16 protein-coding genes are annotated in these 19,604 nt (G+C 60.9%); 8 read left to right on the top strand and 8 right to left on the bottom strand.

The genetic code is table 11. The features are described from left to right. Positions 1 to 181: 181 nt before the first annotated feature. Both ABEA58_RS13545 and ABEA58_RS13540 read right to left on the bottom strand, forming a co-directional pair. On the bottom strand, positions 182 to 529 hold the full coding sequence (locus ABEA58_RS13545) for an energy transducer TonB (RefSeq protein ID WP_345552318.1): 348 nt from the start codon (positions 527 to 529) through the stop codon (positions 182 to 184). Positions 530 to 1,379: 850 nt separating this feature from the next. Continuing rightward, on the bottom strand, positions 1,380 to 3,419 hold the full coding sequence (locus ABEA58_RS13540; protein WP_345552317.1) for an MltF family protein: 2,040 nt from the start codon (positions 3,417 to 3,419) through the stop codon (positions 1,380 to 1,382). A gap of 559 nt (positions 3,420 to 3,978) precedes the next feature. Between ABEA58_RS13540 and ABEA58_RS13535 the strand changes: the two genes are divergently transcribed. Both ABEA58_RS13535 and ABEA58_RS13530 read left to right on the top strand, forming a co-directional pair. Then, positions 3,979 to 4,962: a transglutaminase domain-containing protein gene (locus ABEA58_RS13535; protein WP_345552315.1), complete on the top strand. Its 984-nt coding sequence runs from the start codon at positions 3,979 to 3,981 to the stop codon at positions 4,960 to 4,962. A gap of 871 nt (positions 4,963 to 5,833) precedes the next feature. Next, complete coding sequence (locus ABEA58_RS13530; protein ID WP_345552313.1) at positions 5,834 to 6,601, top strand: transglutaminase domain-containing protein; 768 nt, start codon at positions 5,834 to 5,836, stop codon at positions 6,599 to 6,601. Positions 6,602 to 6,673: 72 nt separating this feature from the next. On the opposite strand, the gene ABEA58_RS13525 is transcribed toward ABEA58_RS13530, so the two are convergent. The 5 genes from ABEA58_RS13525 to ABEA58_RS13505 all read right to left on the bottom strand — a co-directional run bounded on the left by ABEA58_RS13525 (position 6,674) and on the right by ABEA58_RS13505 (position 13,412). Further along, the gene (locus tag ABEA58_RS13525) at positions 6,674 to 7,612 is read right to left on the bottom strand and encodes an alpha/beta fold hydrolase (protein ID WP_345552311.1); all 939 of its coding nucleotides are present in this window, start codon (positions 7,610 to 7,612) and stop codon (positions 6,674 to 6,676) included. Positions 7,613 to 7,924: 312 nt separating this feature from the next. After that, positions 7,925 to 9,547 (bottom strand): collagenase, encoded by a 1,623-nt coding sequence (locus tag ABEA58_RS13520; protein WP_345552309.1) that lies wholly within the window; start codon positions 9,545 to 9,547, stop codon positions 7,925 to 7,927. A 113-nt stretch (positions 9,548 to 9,660) separates the two neighbouring features. After that, the gene (locus ABEA58_RS13515; protein ID WP_345552307.1) at positions 9,661 to 10,251 is read right to left on the bottom strand and encodes an HdeD family acid-resistance protein; all 591 of its coding nucleotides are present in this window, start codon (positions 10,249 to 10,251) and stop codon (positions 9,661 to 9,663) included. 253 nt (positions 10,252 to 10,504) lie between these two features. Further along, positions 10,505 to 11,818 (bottom strand): omega-aminotransferase AptA, encoded by a 1,314-nt coding sequence (gene aptA, locus ABEA58_RS13510; RefSeq protein ID WP_345552305.1) that lies wholly within the window; start codon positions 11,816 to 11,818, stop codon positions 10,505 to 10,507. A gap of 148 nt (positions 11,819 to 11,966) precedes the next feature. Next, positions 11,967 to 13,412, bottom strand: a complete 1,446-nt coding sequence (locus ABEA58_RS13505; protein ID WP_345552303.1) for an NAD-dependent succinate-semialdehyde dehydrogenase — start codon at positions 13,410 to 13,412, stop codon at positions 11,967 to 11,969. Between the two features lie 170 nt (positions 13,413 to 13,582). Here ABEA58_RS13505 and ABEA58_RS13500 point away from each other — a divergent pair, with 170 nt between their 5' ends. Both ABEA58_RS13500 and ABEA58_RS13495 read left to right on the top strand, forming a co-directional pair. Further along, positions 13,583 to 14,500, top strand: a complete 918-nt coding sequence (locus tag ABEA58_RS13500) for a LysR family transcriptional regulator (RefSeq protein ID WP_345552300.1) — start codon at positions 13,583 to 13,585, stop codon at positions 14,498 to 14,500. Between the two features lie 63 nt (positions 14,501 to 14,563). Continuing rightward, complete coding sequence (locus ABEA58_RS13495; protein WP_345552298.1) at positions 14,564 to 15,313, top strand: SDR family NAD(P)-dependent oxidoreductase; 750 nt, start codon at positions 14,564 to 14,566, stop codon at positions 15,311 to 15,313. Between the two features lie 55 nt (positions 15,314 to 15,368). Here ABEA58_RS13495 and ABEA58_RS13490 read toward each other — a convergent pair whose 3' ends face one another. Then, entirely contained in the window at positions 15,369 to 15,551 is a 183-nt protein-coding gene (locus ABEA58_RS13490) for a hypothetical protein (protein ID WP_345552297.1), read from the bottom strand. 323 nt (positions 15,552 to 15,874) lie between these two features. On the opposite strand from ABEA58_RS13490, the gene ABEA58_RS13485 reads away from it, so the two are divergent. The 4 genes from ABEA58_RS13485 to ABEA58_RS13470 are packed head-to-tail and all read left to right on the top strand — an operon-like array spanning position 15,875 to position 19,468. Continuing rightward, positions 15,875 to 16,771: a putative selenate ABC transporter substrate-binding protein gene (locus ABEA58_RS13485; protein WP_345552295.1), complete on the top strand. Its 897-nt coding sequence runs from the start codon at positions 15,875 to 15,877 to the stop codon at positions 16,769 to 16,771. Then, on the top strand, positions 16,771 to 17,448 hold the full coding sequence (locus ABEA58_RS13480) for an ATP-binding cassette domain-containing protein (RefSeq protein WP_345552293.1): 678 nt from the start codon (positions 16,771 to 16,773) through the stop codon (positions 17,446 to 17,448). Before ABEA58_RS13485 ends, ABEA58_RS13480 begins: the two co-directional genes overlap by 1 nt. Next, the gene (locus tag ABEA58_RS13475; protein WP_345552291.1) at positions 17,445 to 18,983 is read left to right on the top strand and encodes a PhnE/PtxC family ABC transporter permease; all 1,539 of its coding nucleotides are present in this window, start codon (positions 17,445 to 17,447) and stop codon (positions 18,981 to 18,983) included. The genes ABEA58_RS13480 and ABEA58_RS13475 overlap by 4 nt, the downstream gene beginning before the upstream one ends. Further along, entirely contained in the window at positions 18,962 to 19,468 is a 507-nt protein-coding gene (locus tag ABEA58_RS13470) for a GNAT family N-acetyltransferase (protein WP_345552289.1), read from the top strand. Before ABEA58_RS13475 ends, ABEA58_RS13470 begins: the two co-directional genes overlap by 22 nt. The last annotated feature ends 136 nt before the right edge of the window (positions 19,469 to 19,604 follow it).

The following is a 19,604-nucleotide window of genomic DNA, read 5'->3' as shown; positions in this document are numbered from 1 at the left end:
GAACGCTCTAGAAGCGAAACTGCTTGATCCCGGAATGGCAAAGCTGCTCAATGCCGGACGCTAAACCAGTGCGAAAAATTACCCGCAGGCACCGACGATAATTTTTACCGACCGGCAACATAACGCCTAAAGCACCGGCAGCAAAACCAGAGCGAAGCGGCGGTTTTGATGTCGGGTGCCTTTACTTGTTAAGCGTGAACTCTGCAACCGAAGTGACAGACTTCCCGCTATGTTTTGGTAGATAGAACGCCTTTTCCAGTGCACGTAAAGCAGCACTTTCAAGTGGCTCACCAACAGACTCAATTACCTTAATATCTTTTGGCTTTCCATCTTCACCCACAACAAAACTCATGCTTATATTACCTTCCAAACCTTGTGCTAAAGCAGCATTAGGGTAACGGGGAGCAACTTTGACGACAGGACCAGGCTCACTATTAAAATTAATAGCAGTAATACCCGACACTTTTGGCTCCATAGCTGCACAACCTGCAAGAACCGACATAACTAATGCTAGAGCTAATTTCTTCATGATTTCCTTACGCTTAACATTTGTATCGTAGTCGTCAGGACTGATATCCCCACGACGCATATCTCAAAATAGATTTCCCGCCAGAATGCTCTGAAAGCCCCGGCTGGTCAAGGCTACGCCGAATTTCATGGCATTACAGCGACAGGAATATCGGTCGTCACGACGACTATCCATCGGCCATGACCCCTTATCTAACCAACTGATTTATAAGCTTTTTCCCTAATTACTAGCTGATTTTCCACAATCACCGTCGTAGCGACCGTTTTCCCGGGGAATCATGCTCTTCAGCTCGCTTGCAGTACATGATCGACAGTTTCGATTCACGCATCGCTGCTTGGTACTGGTATCCACGCACAATAGCGGCCAGTCTGGTCTGGCTTGCTCTGTGGGTTCTCAGTTTTATAGGTTTGTAACAGCTGGTTTATCACAGAACTGTTTCAGCCAGTGTGAGCTCTCTCGCGACACACCATACTGGCGTGCCCGGCAAAAAACATGCTGGCTCAGATGATTAAGAGGCTAGGAAAGGGTTGCCGCTGGTTTACAGCTGGCTTTTTGAAGGAGTATTGAGCAGTCCCTGAGGAACCGCACTCTACTCAGTTTTCTTTGATTCTGACTTTAACAATTTTTATTTCTTTACTTCCAATTTTTGTCACTTCTATTTTTTCATTTCTATTTTTTTGCCTTCTAATTGTTGCGATTTCTCATTTTTTGGTTTGTCGGCGACTGCTTCGCTATTCACAGCCGCCTTTTCTTTGCTGTCAGCAGTACCGGCTACTGCAGGGCGATCGCTGGTTGGTCACTCTTTCGCACAGCCCCGTTTCTTGCCCGGCAGAGCGCTCTAACATGAGGCTCACTGAGGCTGATTCTCCAGCCGTTCCTTGCGGGCTACGGACAGGTAGCCGAGGTAGCGGTTGCGAATCTCGCGCACGTAATTCACTGGCTCTCGGCCGCGCACATAACCGAAGCGGGCCTTGCGGTAATACTCAGGCTTGCTCAACAGCAGCATGGCTTCTTCTACGTTGCCGAACCAGCGATCCGGGTCTTTGCCCAGGCTTTGCGCCAGTTTACGCGCATCCCTTACATGCCCGTGACCGGCGTTGTAGGCCGCCAGCGTGAAATAGATGCGCTCGTCAAACTCCAGGCGCTTGGGAAAACGGTCTTCCAGCCATTGCAGATAACTGATCCCTGCGCGGATATTATTTTCTGGTTGGTAGAGGTCGGTGATACCCATTTGCCGCGCGGTACGCGGCAATACCTGCATGAGCCCCCGCGCGCCGGCAAAGGAGCGTGCTTTCGGGTCGAAACGGCTTTCCTGGTACATCTGGGCCACTATCATGCGCCAGTCGCGATTCATTTTCGCGGCGTACTCTTTTACGATGGGATCATAGGGGGAGAGCTTGCTGGCGCTGCGCAGTCGTTCCTGTAACGGCGCCTCAATGCGTTTGCTTTCTTTAAAGTACTTGTTGTAGGTGACATTGAAAAACAGCCCACGATACTTGGCGTTGAGAAAACCATTGAGTTTTTTCAACAAGTCGGGCTGCTGGTTGCGCACCGCCCAGGCTATCTGCTGTTTCCCGGCCAGGTTACCAATAACGGTGAAATCATCACGATAGGTACGCTCGATTGCCACCAGATGGGAGTCAGCCACGGTAAACGGATACTCGCCATTGGCGACGGCCTCGATCAAGTATTCGGTGGTTGCCCCCTCTACCGCGACAATCTCCAGTGGCTGATTCTGTTGCAGCGCCAGCTGGTCCAGGTTGTCGTAATAGCTGGTCAGCGGGTTTACTGCCACCTTTGCCCCGGTGAGCATGCCGGCGATATCCGTGTTGTCGGCGCCATTGACGGCTTTGGCCGCAATAACCTGTTCCTGAACTTCCATATAAGGGCGTGTGAAGCTAAGGCCCTGTTCCCGCCGTGCTTCCGTCACCGTGAGGGATGCGGCGATCATGTCCCCGAGCCCGGCATTGAGTGCTTCACCCAGATCAACATCAGGCCCCGGCACCACCATACTCAGGCGTAAGCCTTGTTCCTCGGCAAACTTCCTCAGCAGGTCGTAATCGAAGCCCATCAGCTCTCCCTTCCACATAAAGTAGGAGGCGGGATGGTTGCGGGTGAGTACTCTTAACGTGCGACTTTCCTTGATCTGTGCCCAGTCCCTGAGCGGCCGCTCCTGCATTTGCTCGGCGATGAGGTGCTCCCCGGTAAGAAACTCATTAAGGGACTGCACCAGTACGGGGGCCTGCTTGCGAACGGCCCAGGCAATGGCCCGCTTGGAATTTAGCGTTTCGCTGACCGCCAGCTCGGGGTAGAAAGGCAGCAGGGCATCGGCCAGGTTGCTGTCCACAACCGTCGCGGGATATTTGCCTGAGGCAACACCGCCAAGCAGGGAGTCGTAATCAGCCGGCTCGTCGAGGTAGCGTATCTCGAACCGGCCCGCCTGCTCAGTTGCCACTGCGTTTTCGCTTCCGCCAGCCAGCGCATGCGCGAAAGCGCTGCCGCGGCGCAGGGCAACCTGCACGGGCTGGCCGCTTTCCGCTCGTTGCGCATCGGTGCGGGTCACCAGCAGTTCGCGGACATACTGCAGTGGCCGGGTGAATGCCACTTGCTCTGCGCGCTGTTTCGTGCGGGTAAAATTAATGGCGATGATGTCTCCGCGGCCTTCCCGCAGTGCGGGAATCAGGTCGGCGAAACTCTGTACATAAACCCACTGTGGCTGCAGGCCACGGCTGCGGGCGAACTTTTCTGCCAGCTCACGCCAGGTGCTGCCGGGCAGACCATCCCGCGGCAGCGATTCCTCGCTGATGCCGACGGGTGCCAGCAGGCGCAATGTGCCCCGCTTGCGGATATCCGCGAGGTCGCCCTTCTCTATGTAGTTTTTGAATGCCACTGGCTCCGCTTCTGCCGCGGCCCCTGTTGATACACCGCCCTGCAGATTCGGCTTTTCGGCCTTGTTCTCCGCCCCATCATTGCCGCCACCTTTTCCACAGCCCCCCAGTGCCAGCAGTAGGACCAACAATAAGAGGTAAACCGGAGATTCCGCTTTCTTCACGCTTCGACCTATATCTTTGATGAATTCATGCACCGTCTTCGCTTCCATTAATGCATTACGGTGGTCACACCGCAATCTCTCACATTTCTGGCGCGTATATCTACTTCAAAAGCAGGCCGCGTCTTGTCATGTGCATGGGGCTTGCGTTTTCATGCTGCGCCACCCGTCAAACGGAGAGAGGGAGAGGAAAAGAGAGAGAAGGGACGCTGTCAATTCATATCAAAAGATCATCGAATAACGCTGTCGTGATTGCCACTGACCGCACGACGACTTCACTTCACCGCTCCGGCCGGCTCCGATTCACCGCTTATCCCTGATAACGGTGCATTCATCGCTTTGCTGCAACTATTTCCCACCGATCCGCGATCTTACAGATATATAACAGGGAGAAATCGGCATGATCCGGATTTTTATTTTGCTCACGCTGCTGCTGCAATTTGGCTGCGCGTCCCACAATGCGGTAAAGGTCAGCCGGCAGGCGGGCATCGAACCCAAAGTTTTATTACAGCTGCCAGCCACAATTGCCGGTGAAACGGCGCGAACAGGGGCAGGCAGCAAGCAATGGCAAAGCGAAGAATGGAACGCAAAGGGCTCGGCACTGCTGCAGTTGAGCCCAGAGATGCGCCGCTACCTGCGCTCAACGGCGAAAGACGGCAGTGCTGTTGAGCGTATGAACGCGGTGTTGCGTGATATGAGGGCGCGCGGCTTCTACCTGCAATACGACCTGAACCGCACCACCTCCGCCGCCGAAGCGTTTGCCCTGCAGCAGGGCAACTGCGTATCGCACGCGGCGATGATTGTTGCCATGGCCCGCTATCTGGGTCTTGAGGCTTACGTCAACCAGGGAGCCATCAACGTCAATTCGCAACTTGCGGAATCTCAGTCCGGTGTGCGTTTTCGGCAGAATATCTCGCATATCAATGCTGTGCTGCTGACCGGCGATGGGGCTTACATTATCGAGCAGGATAACAAGATCTATCCCGGTAAAAATCTGCACCTCTTGGACGACCGTAAAGCCAAATCCCTGTATCTCAACAACCTGGCTATGGAAGCCATGTTCCGGGATGAGCTGGAACAGGCGTTTGTTTATATGCGCAATGCCATTGCGCTGGATGACGATTCCAGCGCGCTCTGGGTTGGCCTCGGCACCATCCACCGGCGCATGGGCTTCCCGCTGCTGGCCCAGCAGAGCTTCACGCACGCCCTCAACCTCAACGGTGAGGACGCGGTTGCGCAACACAATCTCGCCCTGCTGCAGGAGAGTATGCAGGTTGAGGAGACCTATGCGGATAACTTCAGTTCAAGCGACAATCTGAACGGCCGCGCTAATCTAGCGGCAATATCCACCGATGGGCTTGAGATACAACTGCTGGCCAGGTAGCCCCGCTCGCTATCCAGCCCGGGACTGGGCTGACTATGCTGGCGCTCCGATTCATCCCGCCGCCCTGTTGATGCGGTACCCTGCCGGGCCTGCGCGCCACCCGGCAGCTGCTCGGGTCTTTCCGCCACTACCCAACCCCAGTTCAGCGCCAAGGGGGGCTAGCGCCAAGGGCCAAGTGCTGGCGCAAAAATAATCCCGCAGAGGCAATCCCTTCTGTTTTGGTCTTGCCCCATTATCTGCATTGAGTTCAGCCGCTTTCACTTCACGCTCTACCTGTTAAGTAAGAATTTCTGCAATTTCCAATATTTTTGGCGCTGCAATCTACCCTTGTGGCCTGTCTACTCTTGCCAGATGAGGGGGCATAATGTGTCATAGCGCGCCTCAGGGCAGACCCGACAGAGTGAAGATCATTCATGTCTAAAAATCTTTGATGAACTCTTGCGAAGAGTTGAACTGATCGCACTTGTCTTTCTTCTGAACTTCATTTTGCTTTCGCTTTCTCTCGTTTGTTTATTGTTTCGGCCCCACATTACCGACCTGCGATAGACGCCTTTCGTTTTTTGTTTTTCGTTTTTTTGCTGAACGGTGCATCTGACAATCAGTTGACAGATGCGGTTATTCCCGTTCGGCAAGAGTGCTTTCAGAAATACCCCAGGGAAGAATCAACATGTTACGGACTTTTATTGTAGTCACGCTTCTGCTGCAGCTTGGCTGCGCATCACACTCAGCGGTTAAGGCAAGCCGGGAGGCGGGTATTGAACCCGCGGAACTACTGCAGACGCCGATGATATTCAGCGGAGACGGGCATAGGGAATCGAAAGGTGAACAGTGCAGCACAACGGGAAAAAACCTTTTCGCGTTAAGCCCAGAAATGCGCCGCTACCTGCAATCTGCGGCCAAAGGTTACACCTCTACTCAGCGCATGAATTCTGTTATCGACGACCTGAAAAAGCGCAATTTCTATCTGCAGTATGACCTGAACCATACCACCTCGGCTTCTGAGGCGTTTTCCCTGCAAAAGGGCAATTGTATCTCTCACGCGGCCATGATCGTTGCCATGGCCCGCCATCTGGGATTAGAGGCCCACCTCAACCAGAGCAGTCGCAATGCCGGTACACAGGTGGCAGAGTCGGAGTCCGGAGTGCGCTTTCGCCAACGAATCTCGCATATCAATGCCGTTGTCATGGTCAGTGAAGGGGCTTTCATCGTCGAACAGGATTACAGAATTTACCGGGGTAAAGACCTGAATCTTTTGAGTGATCGAAAGGCAAAATCCCTCTATCTCAACAATCTGGCGATAGAAGCCATGTTGCGCGGTGAGCTGGAACAGGCTTTTGTACATATACGCCATGCCATCGAGCGGGACTATGATGACAGTACGCTGTGGGTCAGCCTCGGCACTCTCTATCGACGTATAGGTGATACGACGCTTGCCCAGCAGAGTTTTACCCACGCCCTCAACCTCAATCCCGGGGACGCCATGGCACTACACAACCTCGCCCTGCTGCAAGACAGCAGCCGGTTTGAGGAAGCCTATGTAGATAACTTTATTGCCCCCACTGATCGCCCGTTAATGTCAGGCGAGGCGCTGGAGGGCGCGCAGGAGAGCGAGCAGGAGATAGGCCCGCTGGCACGCTAGCCCCCGCCCCGCCTCAAACGAGACTGGGCATTAGCCGGCGAGCCAGCGCAGCATCAACCGGCACAGTGAGTATCAGGATTCCACCGGTGCCGCCTGCCGGCGCGCTCCGTTGGCGGCGCGCTGCTGTGCCGCCCTGAAACAGAGATAGGCATCCACAACCGCCTGCGGTGCCTCCACCTGCGGGTAGTGGCCGATATTCGCCAGCGCGGTGACATCGGCATTGGCCACCAGCTCGCGATAGCGTTCCACCATGTGGGCACCGGAGACCGGATCGACGCTGCCATTAATCAGTTTGATCGGCACCGGACTCTGTTGCAGGGCGCCCACCCAGCGGCTGCGGTTTTGCTTGCGCTGGGTCATGTAGTTGATCAGGCGCTGCAGCGCCCGCTTGCCATTATTCTGGCAAATCAGCTCCCAGAAGCCGTCTATCTCCTCCTGCGAGGGCGGCGTCTGTGCGCCAAAAATGGCCCTCAGATTGGCCGCCATCCGCTCCTTGGTGGTGAAGCGGGCAACCAGTGGCCCCAGTGGCGACAGCAGCAATTTCTGTATCAGCGCGGCGCGGTGGGTTTCCGGGAACAGGCCACCGTTCAGCAGCGCGACACTGGCGATGCGCAGCCGACAGCCGCCGGCGGTTTTACTCGCCCGCCTGAGGTTGTCCCGCGCCATCAGTTCCTGGGCGACGGTATCGCCATAGTCGTGCGCGAGGATATGGTATTCCCGCAATCCCTGGCTGGAGAGCCAGGCCTCGATAAGGTCCGCCTGCTGGGCAATGCGGTAGGCGCAGTCGCGGGGTTTGGCGGAGTCCCCAAAGCCGAGCATGTCGAGGGTATACAGCGCGTAGCATTCGCCCAGGGCCGGCCAGACTTTGTTCCAGTCCCAGGAGGAGGTTGGGTAACCGTGAATCAGCAGCAGCGGCGCCGCGCCTTCGCGCCCGCCCTTGCGGGTGAAGATCGGCTGCTGTGAGAAGTTGAATGTTTCGCCGGCGGCGCGCCAGGTTTTCAGATCGATCATGAGCAGGCTTCCTTTTTATTTGTATTGCCTTTGGGGTACATCGCGCGCAAGACTCCTTTCTTTCGCGCTCTTCTCTGCTTCCTACTTCCTACTTTCTACTTTCTACTTTCTGCATTCTCTTTTATCCGAGAAATTTGCAGATACTTTTCCAGGTGCTTTCCCGGACATTTTCCCCGGTACTTTCTTATTGCTCGCTGGTTAACCGCTTATCACTGGCCAAGCATTTTTCCCGGTTAAAGGTAACACAACAAAAAGGCCCCACACCTGAGTGCGGGGCCTTGCGCGGGGCACAACTCGACTGATGGAACGCCACTAGCCTTTGTTTGGCGCGGGGATGTCTTTGCCCTGTTTGTTTTCACGCCCGTCGGGCCGTTCATGCCCAGCTGGCCTCTGCGGCTCCTGCAGTTCCGCCAGCATATCCTTGATCTGCCGGTACTCCTCCTCGTCGTTCAGGTCCATCAGCAGCGGCTGGGCCACGCGGGCAAAATAATCCGCATCCTGTTTCTGGTACAGCTCCATGGCCAGCCACTGGGCGATATGCACCTGGCGCGGGGCGCGCAGGTAAGCCTGCTCCAGCATTTCCAGATACTCGTCGCGGGGGTAGGCCAGCATCTCCATGCTGACCGCCAGCCCGTACCAGTGGGAAGCGGTTTGCTCATCTTTATTCACCAGCTGCACGAACTTGTCTCGCGCCGCTTTCAGCTGTTCGCGGTCGCGCGCCTCGCCCGCTGTGTACATCTGCCGGTTCAACTGCAGCCAGGCATCGACTCTCTGGAACCAGACGTTGTCGCGCGCCGGCACGGGAATGCTGGCAAGCAGGTCCGCGGCAAAGTCGAAATCGCCCGCCTGCAGCGCCGCCTCGGCATAGGTTGCGGTGAGTTCCGGGCTCTCCAGCCCCTTGACCTGCGCATACTGGAGTAAATCGCCCAGCCCGCCGGGGTGGTAGCCGGACATCACCAGAAAGCGCGCGACTTCCGCCACGGCACTGCGCGGCGACAGCGGGCGCAGGTGCGGGGTGGCTTCCTCGAAGGATGCGGGCACCCGGCCTGCCACCATGTCGAAATCCCCCTCCTGAAACAGCGCGTTATAGCGCCCCGCCACCTGCTGCAGGGTTACGCCGAAGGTTTTTTCCAGTGCTGCGACGGGATCTTCGCCGCGGTTGTAGGCCTTGAGGTAATCCCGCAGCTGATCCACCCGGCCGCTCTCCATCAGCAGCCAGTGCGTCAGCATCCAGCCGCTGGCATACACGCGGCCTTTGTCCTCGTCCGGGGTGTTCATGACGGTTGCGCGCAGCAGCGTCTCCAGCGGCAGCGGCTCGGTATAGATGAGCGTCAGCGCCCGCTCCTGCGGAATGGCGCCCAGCTGGTAGTGGCCGGGGCGGGGAAACGTCATGGTGGACATGAATTCGGCAAAGCCCTCGCTGTACCAGTAGGGGTAGTGCAGGGTGTTGCCGTGGTAGCTCAGGTAGTGGGTGTACTCGTGGAACAGGAATTCCCGCGCCTGCAGCTGGCGCTCGCCGCTGCGGCCATCCAGGTTCACCAGGGCGTAACTGCCCTCGGCGGTGGTGTCGAACAGGCCGTTGGTGATCTCGGCCAGTTCCGGCCCCACCAGCCCGGCATAGGTGATCCGGTCGGCGGCGGCATAGATGGTGAGCTTCTTGCCCCGCTCTTTAGTGCCCAGCAAATTGAGGGCCACCGCACGGTAGCGCTCCAGATCGCGGGCGAGGGTGTCGACGGCTTCGGGATTGCCATTGGTGACGATGCGGAAGTTGCCGGTGTGCACCTCGTACCAGGTATCGTCGGCCAGCTCCCGCACGCTACAGGCGGAGAGCAAGAAGCCGCAACAAACTGCCAACAGGGCGAACGCTCGGGAAACCATAGTCTGACCACCGGGATGTGCTTTTACCGCGCCCTCCCTGGCCAGGATGAAGGACACACATTACCGGTTTTGACTGGTCAAAAAAAGAACAATTTTAGACGGGAACCGGGCGTTCGCCAGACTTTTACGGACTGCCCGGCCACTCCCACCCCACCTTGAGGGGCCCTCGCCTAGCCCCTGCGCGGCGGCTGACTGAGGCGTCTGCGCACCCGCAGGGCGAGCCAGATCAGGGCGAAGCCGAGCATGAGGGCGTAGGCCCCGATCAGCCATGCCAGCGCCAGCGCGCCGGCTTCCGGGTTGACCAGCAGGGCGACGCCAAACACCACCGACAACAGGCCCGCGGCGATCAGCAGCCACTCGCCGCGCAGCTCTTTGCGCAGCCGCACCGCGCCGACAATCTCGAACACTCCCCGCACCAGCGCCCAGGCGCCGATCAGCAGCACCAGCACCAGCCCGGTCAGCTCGGGATGAATAAAGGTGACGATGCCCGCCGCCACACTGACCAGCCCCGCCACAATCAACCACCACATGGGCGTGGATTTATGCCGCCCCCGCACCGCGGCAAACAGGGAGGTAAAGCCATCAAACAGGGCGTAGAGGCCGAACAGCAGCACCAGGGTGAGCAGCGTCACCCCGGGCCAGATAAGCGTCAGCAGGCCAAACAGGATCGCGGCCAGCCCGCGCAGCAACAGCAACCACCAGTTTTCCGCCAGCACCGACAGGACGGGCCGCGTGGGCAGGGAATAGGGTTCGGCAGGCATCGGGGGATCTCCGCGTTATATGACCCAGATACCGCAAGTGTAGACGGCGGCGCCACAGAGACCGGGTGCGCAGGGCTGATACGCGGGGCGCCTCGAAAGAACAGCAGGAAACGATGGCGGGAAAGGACAGCAGGTAACAGCGGCAGCTGGCAGCGGGTCGGCAAGGGCAGATCCGCGAAGTGAGCGCAGTGAACTACAAAAGAAAAAGGAAAGAGAATAAGGGCGGACCAGCCGGTCCGCCCCCGAGGCGCCTCTACGCCAGAGACTTGATCACCGTGCGCAGCCTGTCGACGATCATGTCGATCTCGTGCTCCTCGATGATCAGCGGCGGCGACATGCACAGGGCATCGCCGATGCCCCGCGCCATCACCCCGGCCTCCCAGGCCGCGGCGGAGGCCTTGGCGCCGAACTTGCCCTTCAGTTCCGCCGGCGCGCGCAGCTCGATGGCGCCCACCAGGCCGTAGTTGCGCACATCGATCACATTGTCCAGGTCCGCCAGGCTGTGCAGGGCGTTTTCCCAGTGCTGGCCGATCGCGCCGGCGGCGCGGGTCAGCAGACCCTCGCGCTCGTAGATGTCCAGGGTCGCCATGCCGGCCGCGCAGGCCACCGGGTGCGCGGAGTAGGTGTAGCCGTGGAAAAACTCCACCATGCCTTCCGGTGCCGCATTCATCACAGTGTTGTAGATGTGGTCCTGCACGAACACCGCGCCCAGCGGAACCGCCGCGTTGGTGATGCCCTTGGCGGAGGTCATCATGTCCGGGGTTACGTCCCACTCGATGGAGGCGAAGGCGGAGCCGGTGCGGCCCCAGCCGGAGATCACCTCATCGAAAATCAGCAGCAGGTCGTGCTGGTCGCAGATCTCGCGGATGCGCTTGAGGTAGCCCTTCGGCGGCAGCACCACGCCGCCGGCACCGGAGAAGGGCTCGATAATCACCGCCGCGATCTGGTCGGCACCGTGGAAGGCCACCAGCCGCTCCAGGTCCTCGGCCAGCTCGACGCCGTGCTCCGGCAGGCCGCGGCTGAAGGCGTTGCGCTCGATATCCAGCGTGTGGCGCATATGGTTGGCTTTCACCGGCTGGCCAAACGTCTGGTAATTGGGGGCGATGCCGCCCACGGAAATACCGCCGAAGTTCACGCCGTGGTAGCCCTTCTCGCGGCCGATAAACATAGTGCGGCTGCCCTTGCCGCGGGCGCGCTGGTACTGCAGGGCAATCTTCAGCGCGCTCTCCACCGCCTCGGAACCGGAGTTGCCGTAGAACACCTTGTTGAGGCCATCGGGGGTGTGCTTTACCAGTCGCTCGGAGTACTCGAAGCTCAGCTCGTGGCCGAAATTAAAGATCGAGCTGTAATCCAGCTTCTTCGCCTGCTGGTGGATGGCGTCGGCGATCTCGCTGCGGCAGTGGCCGGCATTGCTGCACCACAGGCCGGCGGTGGCATCGATGATCTGGCGACCGCCCTTCTCCACCAGATAAATGCCCTCGGCGCGCTCGACGATACGCGGCGCCGCCTTGAAGCTGCGGTTGGGGGTAAACGGCATCCAGAAGGCATCGGTTTTCATGTCGGACATAATGTTGTCTCCGGGTATTCCCTTGATCTTATCGGTCGGCGCGGCTGCGATGCGCCGTTATCTCTCAGTGTATGGCAGCCCCGCTGTATTGCAGCCGCTGCGGGCTTGCAGCTACCGGGTCACAGGGCCGCCGGGCTGTGCGGCGGCTTCAGACGCCGAAGCAGCAGTACTTGGTTTCGTAAAACTCCGCCATGCCCTCGACACCGCCCTCGCGGCCGATGCCGGACTCCTTGCTGCCGCCGAAGGGCGCCACGGTGGTGGAGAAGACACCGGCGTTGCAGGCCACCATGCCGTAGTCCAGCGCCTCCACCACCCGGTTGGCGCGGCGAATGCTCTCGCTCATCACATAGGCGGCGAGACCGTAGGGGGTGTCATTGGCGCGGCGGATCACGTCGTCCTCGTCGCTGAACTTCTGCACCGGCGCCAGCGGCCCGAAAATCTCCTCGCGGGCGATGCGCATATCGTCGGTCACGCCGGTCAGCACCGTGGGCGCAAAGTAGTTTTCGCCGGTGGGCAGAAAGTCACCGCCCACTTCCACCCTGGCCCCGGCGTCGACGCTTTCTTTCACCAGCGCCGCCACCCGCTCGGCGGCGCGGCGGTGAATCAGCGGGCCGATGATCACGCCTTCATCGCAGCCGTGGCCAATTTTCATTTCGGCCACCGCCGCGCTCAGCTTCTGCACAAACTCATCGTGTACCGACTCGTGCACATAAATGCGGTTGGTGGACACGCAGGTCTGGCCGGCGTTGCGGAACTTGGTGGCGACACAGGCGCTGACTGCGGTCTCCATATCCGCATCGTCGAAGACGATAAAGGGCGCATTGCCGCCCAGCTCCATGGACATTTTTTTCACCCCGCTGGCGCACTGGGCCATCAGGATCTTGCCCACCGCGGTGGAGCCGGTAAAGGTGAACTTGGCCACCTGCGGGTGCTGAGTCAATACCCGGCCGAGGGCTGCGGCGTCTGATCCCACCACCATATTGATGGTGCCGGCGGGCAGCCCGGCGCGCGCCGCCAGCTCGCACAGCGCCAGCGCCGACAGCGGCGTCTCGCCGGCGGGCTTGATCACTACCGTGCAGCCCGCCGCCAGCGCCGGGGCCGCCTTGCGGGTGATCATGGCGTTGGGGAAATTCCACGGCGTGATGCAGGTCACCACCCCCACCGGCTGGCGGATGGTCTGCAGGCGCATATCCGGGTTGTGGGTGGGGATCGTCTGGCCGTAGGCGCGGCGGCACTCCTCCGCATACCACTCGATATAGGAGGCGCCGTAGAGGATTTCCCCCCTGGCCTCCGCCAGCGGCTTGCCCTGCTCCAGGGTGAGAATGCGCGCCAGGTCATCGATGTTTTCCACAATCAGCTGGTGCCAGCGCTTCAGCACCGCCGCGCGCTCGGCGGCGGTCTTGCTCTTCCAGCTGTCGAAGGCGGCGGCGGCGGCCTGCACCGCCTCCTGCGCATCCTGGGCGCTGCCATCGGCGATTTCCGCCAGCAGCGCGCCATTGGCCGGATCGCACACGGCGATGCGCTGGGCGGCATCGCGCCACTCGCCGTTAACATAGTTCTGGGTTTTCAACAATTCTGTGTCGGCCAACTGCATCTTTAAGCCCCCTTAATTATTGGCTTTCAACGTAACAGGCGCGATTCTGAAGCCGCCATGGGCCGGGGAATAGTCATTTTTCTCCAACTAAAATTTACCTTTATCAAACTTTACCCTAAGCTCCATCTGGCGCGGCCAACCGCGACACAATAGCGGCGAGGAGCAGTGAAATGAGCGGAAAAAGCGCCCTTGGCGGCAGAGTGAGCGATATGGACCTGCGCCTGCTGCGGGTTTTCCGCGAGGTGGTGCGCGCCGGCGGACTGGCGCCGGCGGAAGTGGCACTGAACATCAGCCGCTCAACCATCAGCCTGCACCTGTCCGATCTGGAGGCGCGCCTCGGCATGCAGCTGTGCCTGCGCTCCCGCGGGCGCTCGGATTTCAAGCTGACCCCGGAGGGCGAGGCCCTGTATCAGGCCATCGGCGACCTGGACGGCCACCTGGCCGCCTTCAAGAGCCAGGTCAACGCCATCCAGTCCCAGCTCACCGGCAGCCTGCGCATTGTGATGCCGGACGATGCGCTGGAAATGCCACAGCTGGACCTGCCCACCACCATCGCCCGGCTGCGGCAGCGGGCCCCGCAGCTGCAGCTGGATGTGCAGCTGGCGGCGCCGCAGGAGCTGGAGCTGGAAATACTGGCCGGGCGCGCCGATGTGGGCATCAACCCCCTGCATTCGCACCGGCCGGGGCTGGAGTACCAACCCCTGTTCCAGCACCAGTCGCGGCTCTACTGCGGCCGCCAGCACCCGCTGGCCAGCACCCCGGAGGTCAGTGAGGAGTTACTCACCGAGCAGGAGCTGGCCGCCCCCAGTCACGCGGTGCTCTCTGGTGCCGCTCACCTGTACCGCCTGTTCACGCGTAAATCCACCGCCAACCATATGGCGGCGCGGCTGGCGATGCTGCTGTCGGGCCGCTTTGTGGGTTTTTTGCCCGAGTATCTGGCCGAGCGCTATGTGGGCAGCGGCCAGCTGGTGGCGCTGTGCCCGGAGCGCTTCCACTACCAGATCCAGAACGCCGCCACCTACAAGCGCAGCGCCGCCGAGCACCCGGCGGTGCAGCTGTTTTTAAAAGCCCTGATAATCCACCCCTGAACAGGAGCGGCGCTGCCGCCCCGGGGCCAACTGGCCACCGATGACAGAACACAAGGAAACACCATGACAGCAACAGGCTCCCGGGTCGTTCTCGTGACCGGCGCCAGCTCAGGTATCGGCCAGGCCATCGCGCAGCGCTTTGCGCGCGAGAACTGGCGCGTGATGCTGGCCGGGCGCGACGCAGAGCGCCTGCGCGCCATCGCCGCGCCGCTGGCGGCGAGCGCCACCCTGGCCGGCGATCTGGGCGACAGCGCAGCCTGCGCCGCGCTGGTGGCGGAAACCCTCGCCCGTTTCGGTCGCCTGGATGCACTGATCAATTGCGCGGGCATTATCTTTCGCAAAACCGCGCCCACCACCAGCGACGCCGAGTGGCGGCAGACCATGGCCACCAACTTGGACGCGCCCTTTTATCTCTCCCGCGCCGCCATGCCCCACCTGATCGCCAGCCGCGGCAGCATCGTCAATATCGCCTCCGACTGGGGACTGCACGGCGGACCGCAGGCCGCCGCCTATTGCGCGAGCAAGGGCGCGCTGGTGATGCTGAGCAAATCCATGGCGCTGGATCACGCCGCCGATGGCGTCACCATCAACGCCATCTGCCCCGGGGATGTGGACACCCCCATGCTGGAGAAGGAAGCCCGCCAGCGCGGCGTGGCCTACGCCGAGGCCATGGCCGAGAATCATGCCGCCGTGCCCACCGGGCGCATCACGCGCCCCGACGAGGTGGCCGCCTACTGCTATTTCCTCTGCGCCGACGAGGCCCGGCAGATTACCGGCAGCGCCATGCTGATCGACGGCGGCGCCAACGCCTGACCGACACCTCCACAACGGATAACGGCCCCAATACCGGGCAAGCCCCAGTGAGGGTTCAGCGCACCGGCGATGGATAGGCGTTGCGCGCGCGGATTTTTGCTGCGCCGAGACCGCAGCCGCAGACCCGGCACAGGGAGGATTTGTAAAATCCCCGGCGCTGGGCTACAAAGCGCTGCGTGCGCGGCCATACAGCGCAGAGGGCATAGAGCACATAGAGGACATAGAGGACATAGAGCACATAGAGGACTTTAGGCTCCCAGCGCTAACGGTTCGGAAAGCAATGCGGCTTCGAGAGCAACGCGGCTTCAAGAGCTAAGCGGCTTCGAGAGCAGCGCGGCTTCGAGGTCAACGCGGCCCGACAGGCAGCGCGATTCAGGAAGCCGCGCGCTCGCAGGACCGCACAACGGAAAGCGACTCGCAGCGACTCGGATCGACTGAAAGCAGCCCGCTCAAAACCGCCAACTAAAAACAACTGCAACAACCCCACAGCTCCCGGGCCACAGCCGCCTGCGGGGCGGGCCTGAAGACCAGCAGGCTCTAACACCAATAAGGATATTCCCAATGCGTCTCCTGTCTGTGGCACTGACCCTGCTCGCATCCCTTTACAGTTTTCACAGCGCCGCCGCGCCCGGCGACGACAGTACCGCAAACCAGCGCCCGCACTTTACCTTCACCGCCATCCCCGACCAGAACGAGGCCGAGCTGGTGCGGCGCTTCCAGCAGGTTGCCGATTACCTCGCCGCAGAGCTGGACGTGGCGGTGCAATACATTCCGGTGAAAAGCTACCCCGCCGCCATCACCGCGTTTCGCAACAGTCAGGTACAGCTGGCATGGTTCGGCGGCCTCTCCGGAGTGCAGGCGCGGCGCGCGGTGCCCGGCTCCGTGGCCATCGCCCAGGGCCATGAGGACCAGTTTTTCAAAACCCTGTTTATCGCCCACCGCGCCGCCGACATCGCGCCGGCGGCGGAGCTTCCCCGGGACATCGCCGGCAAGACTTTCACCTTCGGCTCCAAGGGTTCCACCTCCGGCCGCCTGATGCCGGAATACCATATTCGCGAGACCTTCAAGCAGGCCCCCGAAGATGTGTTTTCACGGGTCGGCTTCAGCGGCGACCACAGCCGCACCATCGCCCTGGTGCAATCCGGCGCTTATGAGGTGGGCGCGGTCAACTATGCGGTATGGGACAAGGCCGTCGCCAGTGGCGCGGTGGATACGGACCTGGTTTCGGTGATCTGGACCACCCCAAGCTATCCCGACTATCAGTGGACCGTGCGCGGGGATCTGGACCGGCAGTTCGGCGCCGGCTTTCAGCAAAAAGTCACCGAGGCGCTGCTGAAGCTGGAGGACGAATCCATCCTGCAGAGCTTCCCGCGCTCGCGCTTCGTGCCCGCCAGCAACGGCGACTACCAGGCCATCGAAGACACCGCCAGATCCATCGGCCTGCTCGACGAGTTCTGATGACCGTCCTGCTTGAGCTGGAGCAGTGCCGGCTGAGCTACCCCGGCCAAGGCCGCGGCGAGCCCGAACAGCTGGCGCTGAACATCGACCACCTCCGCATCCGCGCCGGGGAGCGCGTCGCCGTGCTCGGCAAAAGCGGTTCCGGCAAAAGCACCCTGCTGCGCCACCTGCGCCGGCAACTGCCACAGCGCGCCAGCTGGTGTCCGCAGGACCCCAGCCTGGTGCCGCAACTCAAGGTCTTTCACAATATTTTCTCCGGCGCACTGGCGCGCCACTCCGCTCTGGTCAACCTCAGAAACCTGCTGCTGCCGGCGCCGCGCTTCAGGGAAGAGATCGCCGCGCTGGCGGCCCCCCTCGGCATCGACGACCTGCTGTGGCGCAAGAGCGCCGAACTCTCCGGCGGCCAGCAGCAGCGCACCGCCATCGCCCGCGCGCTCTATCAGCGCAGGGATGTGCTGCTGGCGGACGAGCCCGTATCGGCCCTCGACCGGGTACAGGGCCGGGCAATACTGCAGCTGCTGCTGAACGCCCACCACAGCAGCGTCATCGCATTGCACAACGCGCCCCTGGCGCTGGAGCTGTGCGACCGCATCATCGGCCTGAAAGGCGGACAGCTGCTGTTCGATTGCCCCGCCAGTGACGCGGACGCCGACGCGATTCAGCGCCTGTACCAATGACCGCCGCAACCGGTTTTCTCAGCCAGAGCCGCAGCCTGCGCAAACTCACTTTCTATTTTGCGCTCATCGCCCTCGGCTGTATGGCGTTTGCCGATATCGGCATCAGCACCCGCAGTCCCGCACACGAGCTGGCACTGATGGGGCAGGGCCTGCTGACCCCACGGGTAAATGACTGGGGGCAGTGGCTGGAGGCGGTGACCTACACCGTCACTTTCTCACTGCAGGGGGTCTCGCTCGCCACCGCGCTGGGTTTTGTTTTTGCCGCTTACTATCACCGCGCCGGCGTTAGGTTTGTCGCCGCCGCCCTGCGCTCCGTGCACGAGGTGTTCTGGGCGCTGATCTTTATCCAGGTCTTCGGCATATCCACCCTCGCCGGGGTGCTCGCCATCGTGCTGCCCTTCAGCGGCACCATGGCCAAGGTTTTTGGCGAGCAGTTGGAGGAAGTGGACTCCCGCCCCGCCCGCGCCGTGGAACAACCCCGGGGAGGGCGCCTGAGCCATTTTTTCTATACCCGGCTGCCGCTGGCGCTGCACGCCATGGGCAACTACACCGCCTACCGCATGGAGTGCGCCATCCGCACCTCGGTGGTGCTGGGCTTTATCGGGCTGCCCACCATCGGCTTTCACCTCGAAACCGCGCTGCGCAGCGGAGACTACTCGGCGGCCAGCGCCATGCTGTTCACCCTGCTCGCGCTGCTTTATTCACTGCGCTTCTGGTTCCGGGCAAAACTGCTGTGGCTGCTGGTGCCGCTGTCTTTCCTCGTCAGACCCCTGTCCGCCGAATGGAGCGGCGACAACCTGCAGCAATTTCTGCGCGACTGCATCCCGGCGCCGTTGCGCGAGGACTGGGGGCTGGAGAAAACCCAGCGCTGGCTGCTGTGGCTGGGGGAGCAGGTCGGCAACGGCCTGGGCAACACCATCCTGCTGGCGCAGATAGTACTGGTGCTGACGGGTCTGCTGGCACTGCTCGCCTCCACCCTCAACTCCCGGCACTTTGTTGCCGGCTGGCACCGGCGGATGGGCGACGGCTTGTTACTGGTGCTGCGCTCACTGCCGGAATACCTGCTCAACTTTATTTTCCTGATCGTGCTGGGGCCTTCCATGCTGCCGGCCATCCTCGCCATGACCCTGCATAACGGCGCCATCATCGGCCACCTTCTCGGCCGCCACAGCGACGAGCTGGCACCAGCGGTGATGGAGTCCGGCCCACTGTGCCGCTTCACCTATTTTTATATACCCACGCTCTACCAGCGCTTTCTCGCCTACTGTTTTTACCGCTGGGAAATCATCATCCGCGAAACCGCCATGCTGGGCATCCTCGGCATCCCGACCCTCGGCTTTTATATCGACTCCGCGTTTGAATTCCTGCGCTTTGACGTGGCACTGCTGCTGATCGCCGTCAGTGCCATACTGACCCTGAGCGCGGATGCCCTGTCGCGGCACCTGCGACAGCGTTTCCTGGCCAGTGATTTAAACCTGCAGAAGCGCGCCACGGGCCAGCATGAGGGAGAGGTATGGACAACACAGCCCCGGTAACCACTTATTATCTGGAAATGACCGCCGCGCATCAGTTGCGGGAAAAACCCCAGCCCGAGGGCTTGGTCGTTATGGAGGCCGAACAGAAAGAATTTCGCTTCAACCGCTACCTGTACCAGCTGGTTGGCGAACCCTGGCAGTGGGTGGACAAACTCTCCCTGCCGGATGCGGAGTGGCGCCGGTATGCGGAACGGGAGCAGCTGCGCACCTGGGTGGCCTACGAGCGCGGCTCCATCGCCGGCTACTACGAACTGGAACAGCAACCGCAAGGCAACATTCAGATCGCCTACTTCGGTCTGGCGCCCCGCTATGTCGGCAGGGGTTTCGGCGGCTACCTGCTGAGCCACGCCCTGCGCTCCGCCTGGGACTGGAACCCGGAGCAGACCCGGCGGGTCTGGGTACATACCTGCACCCTCGATCACCCCGGCGCGCTCGCCAACTATCAGGCGCGCGGGATGAGCGTGTACAAGACCGAGACGGAGTGAGTCGTTGAAGAGAGCCTTTTAGTTGCGAGCCGTGCCGCTGCCACAGACTGCTCAGGACCTTGCTGGCTGCCAGCAAGCGCACTGCGGCGTGTGCAGGTCAGGTTACCCCGCGATCCTCAAATGCCCCAAGACACGT

The sequence above is a fragment of the Microbulbifer aestuariivivens genome, assembly GCF_039545115.1.
Classification (GTDB): domain Bacteria; phylum Pseudomonadota; class Gammaproteobacteria; order Pseudomonadales; family Cellvibrionaceae; genus Microbulbifer; species Microbulbifer aestuariivivens.
This window is presented reverse-complemented; position numbering and strand designations above follow the sequence as displayed.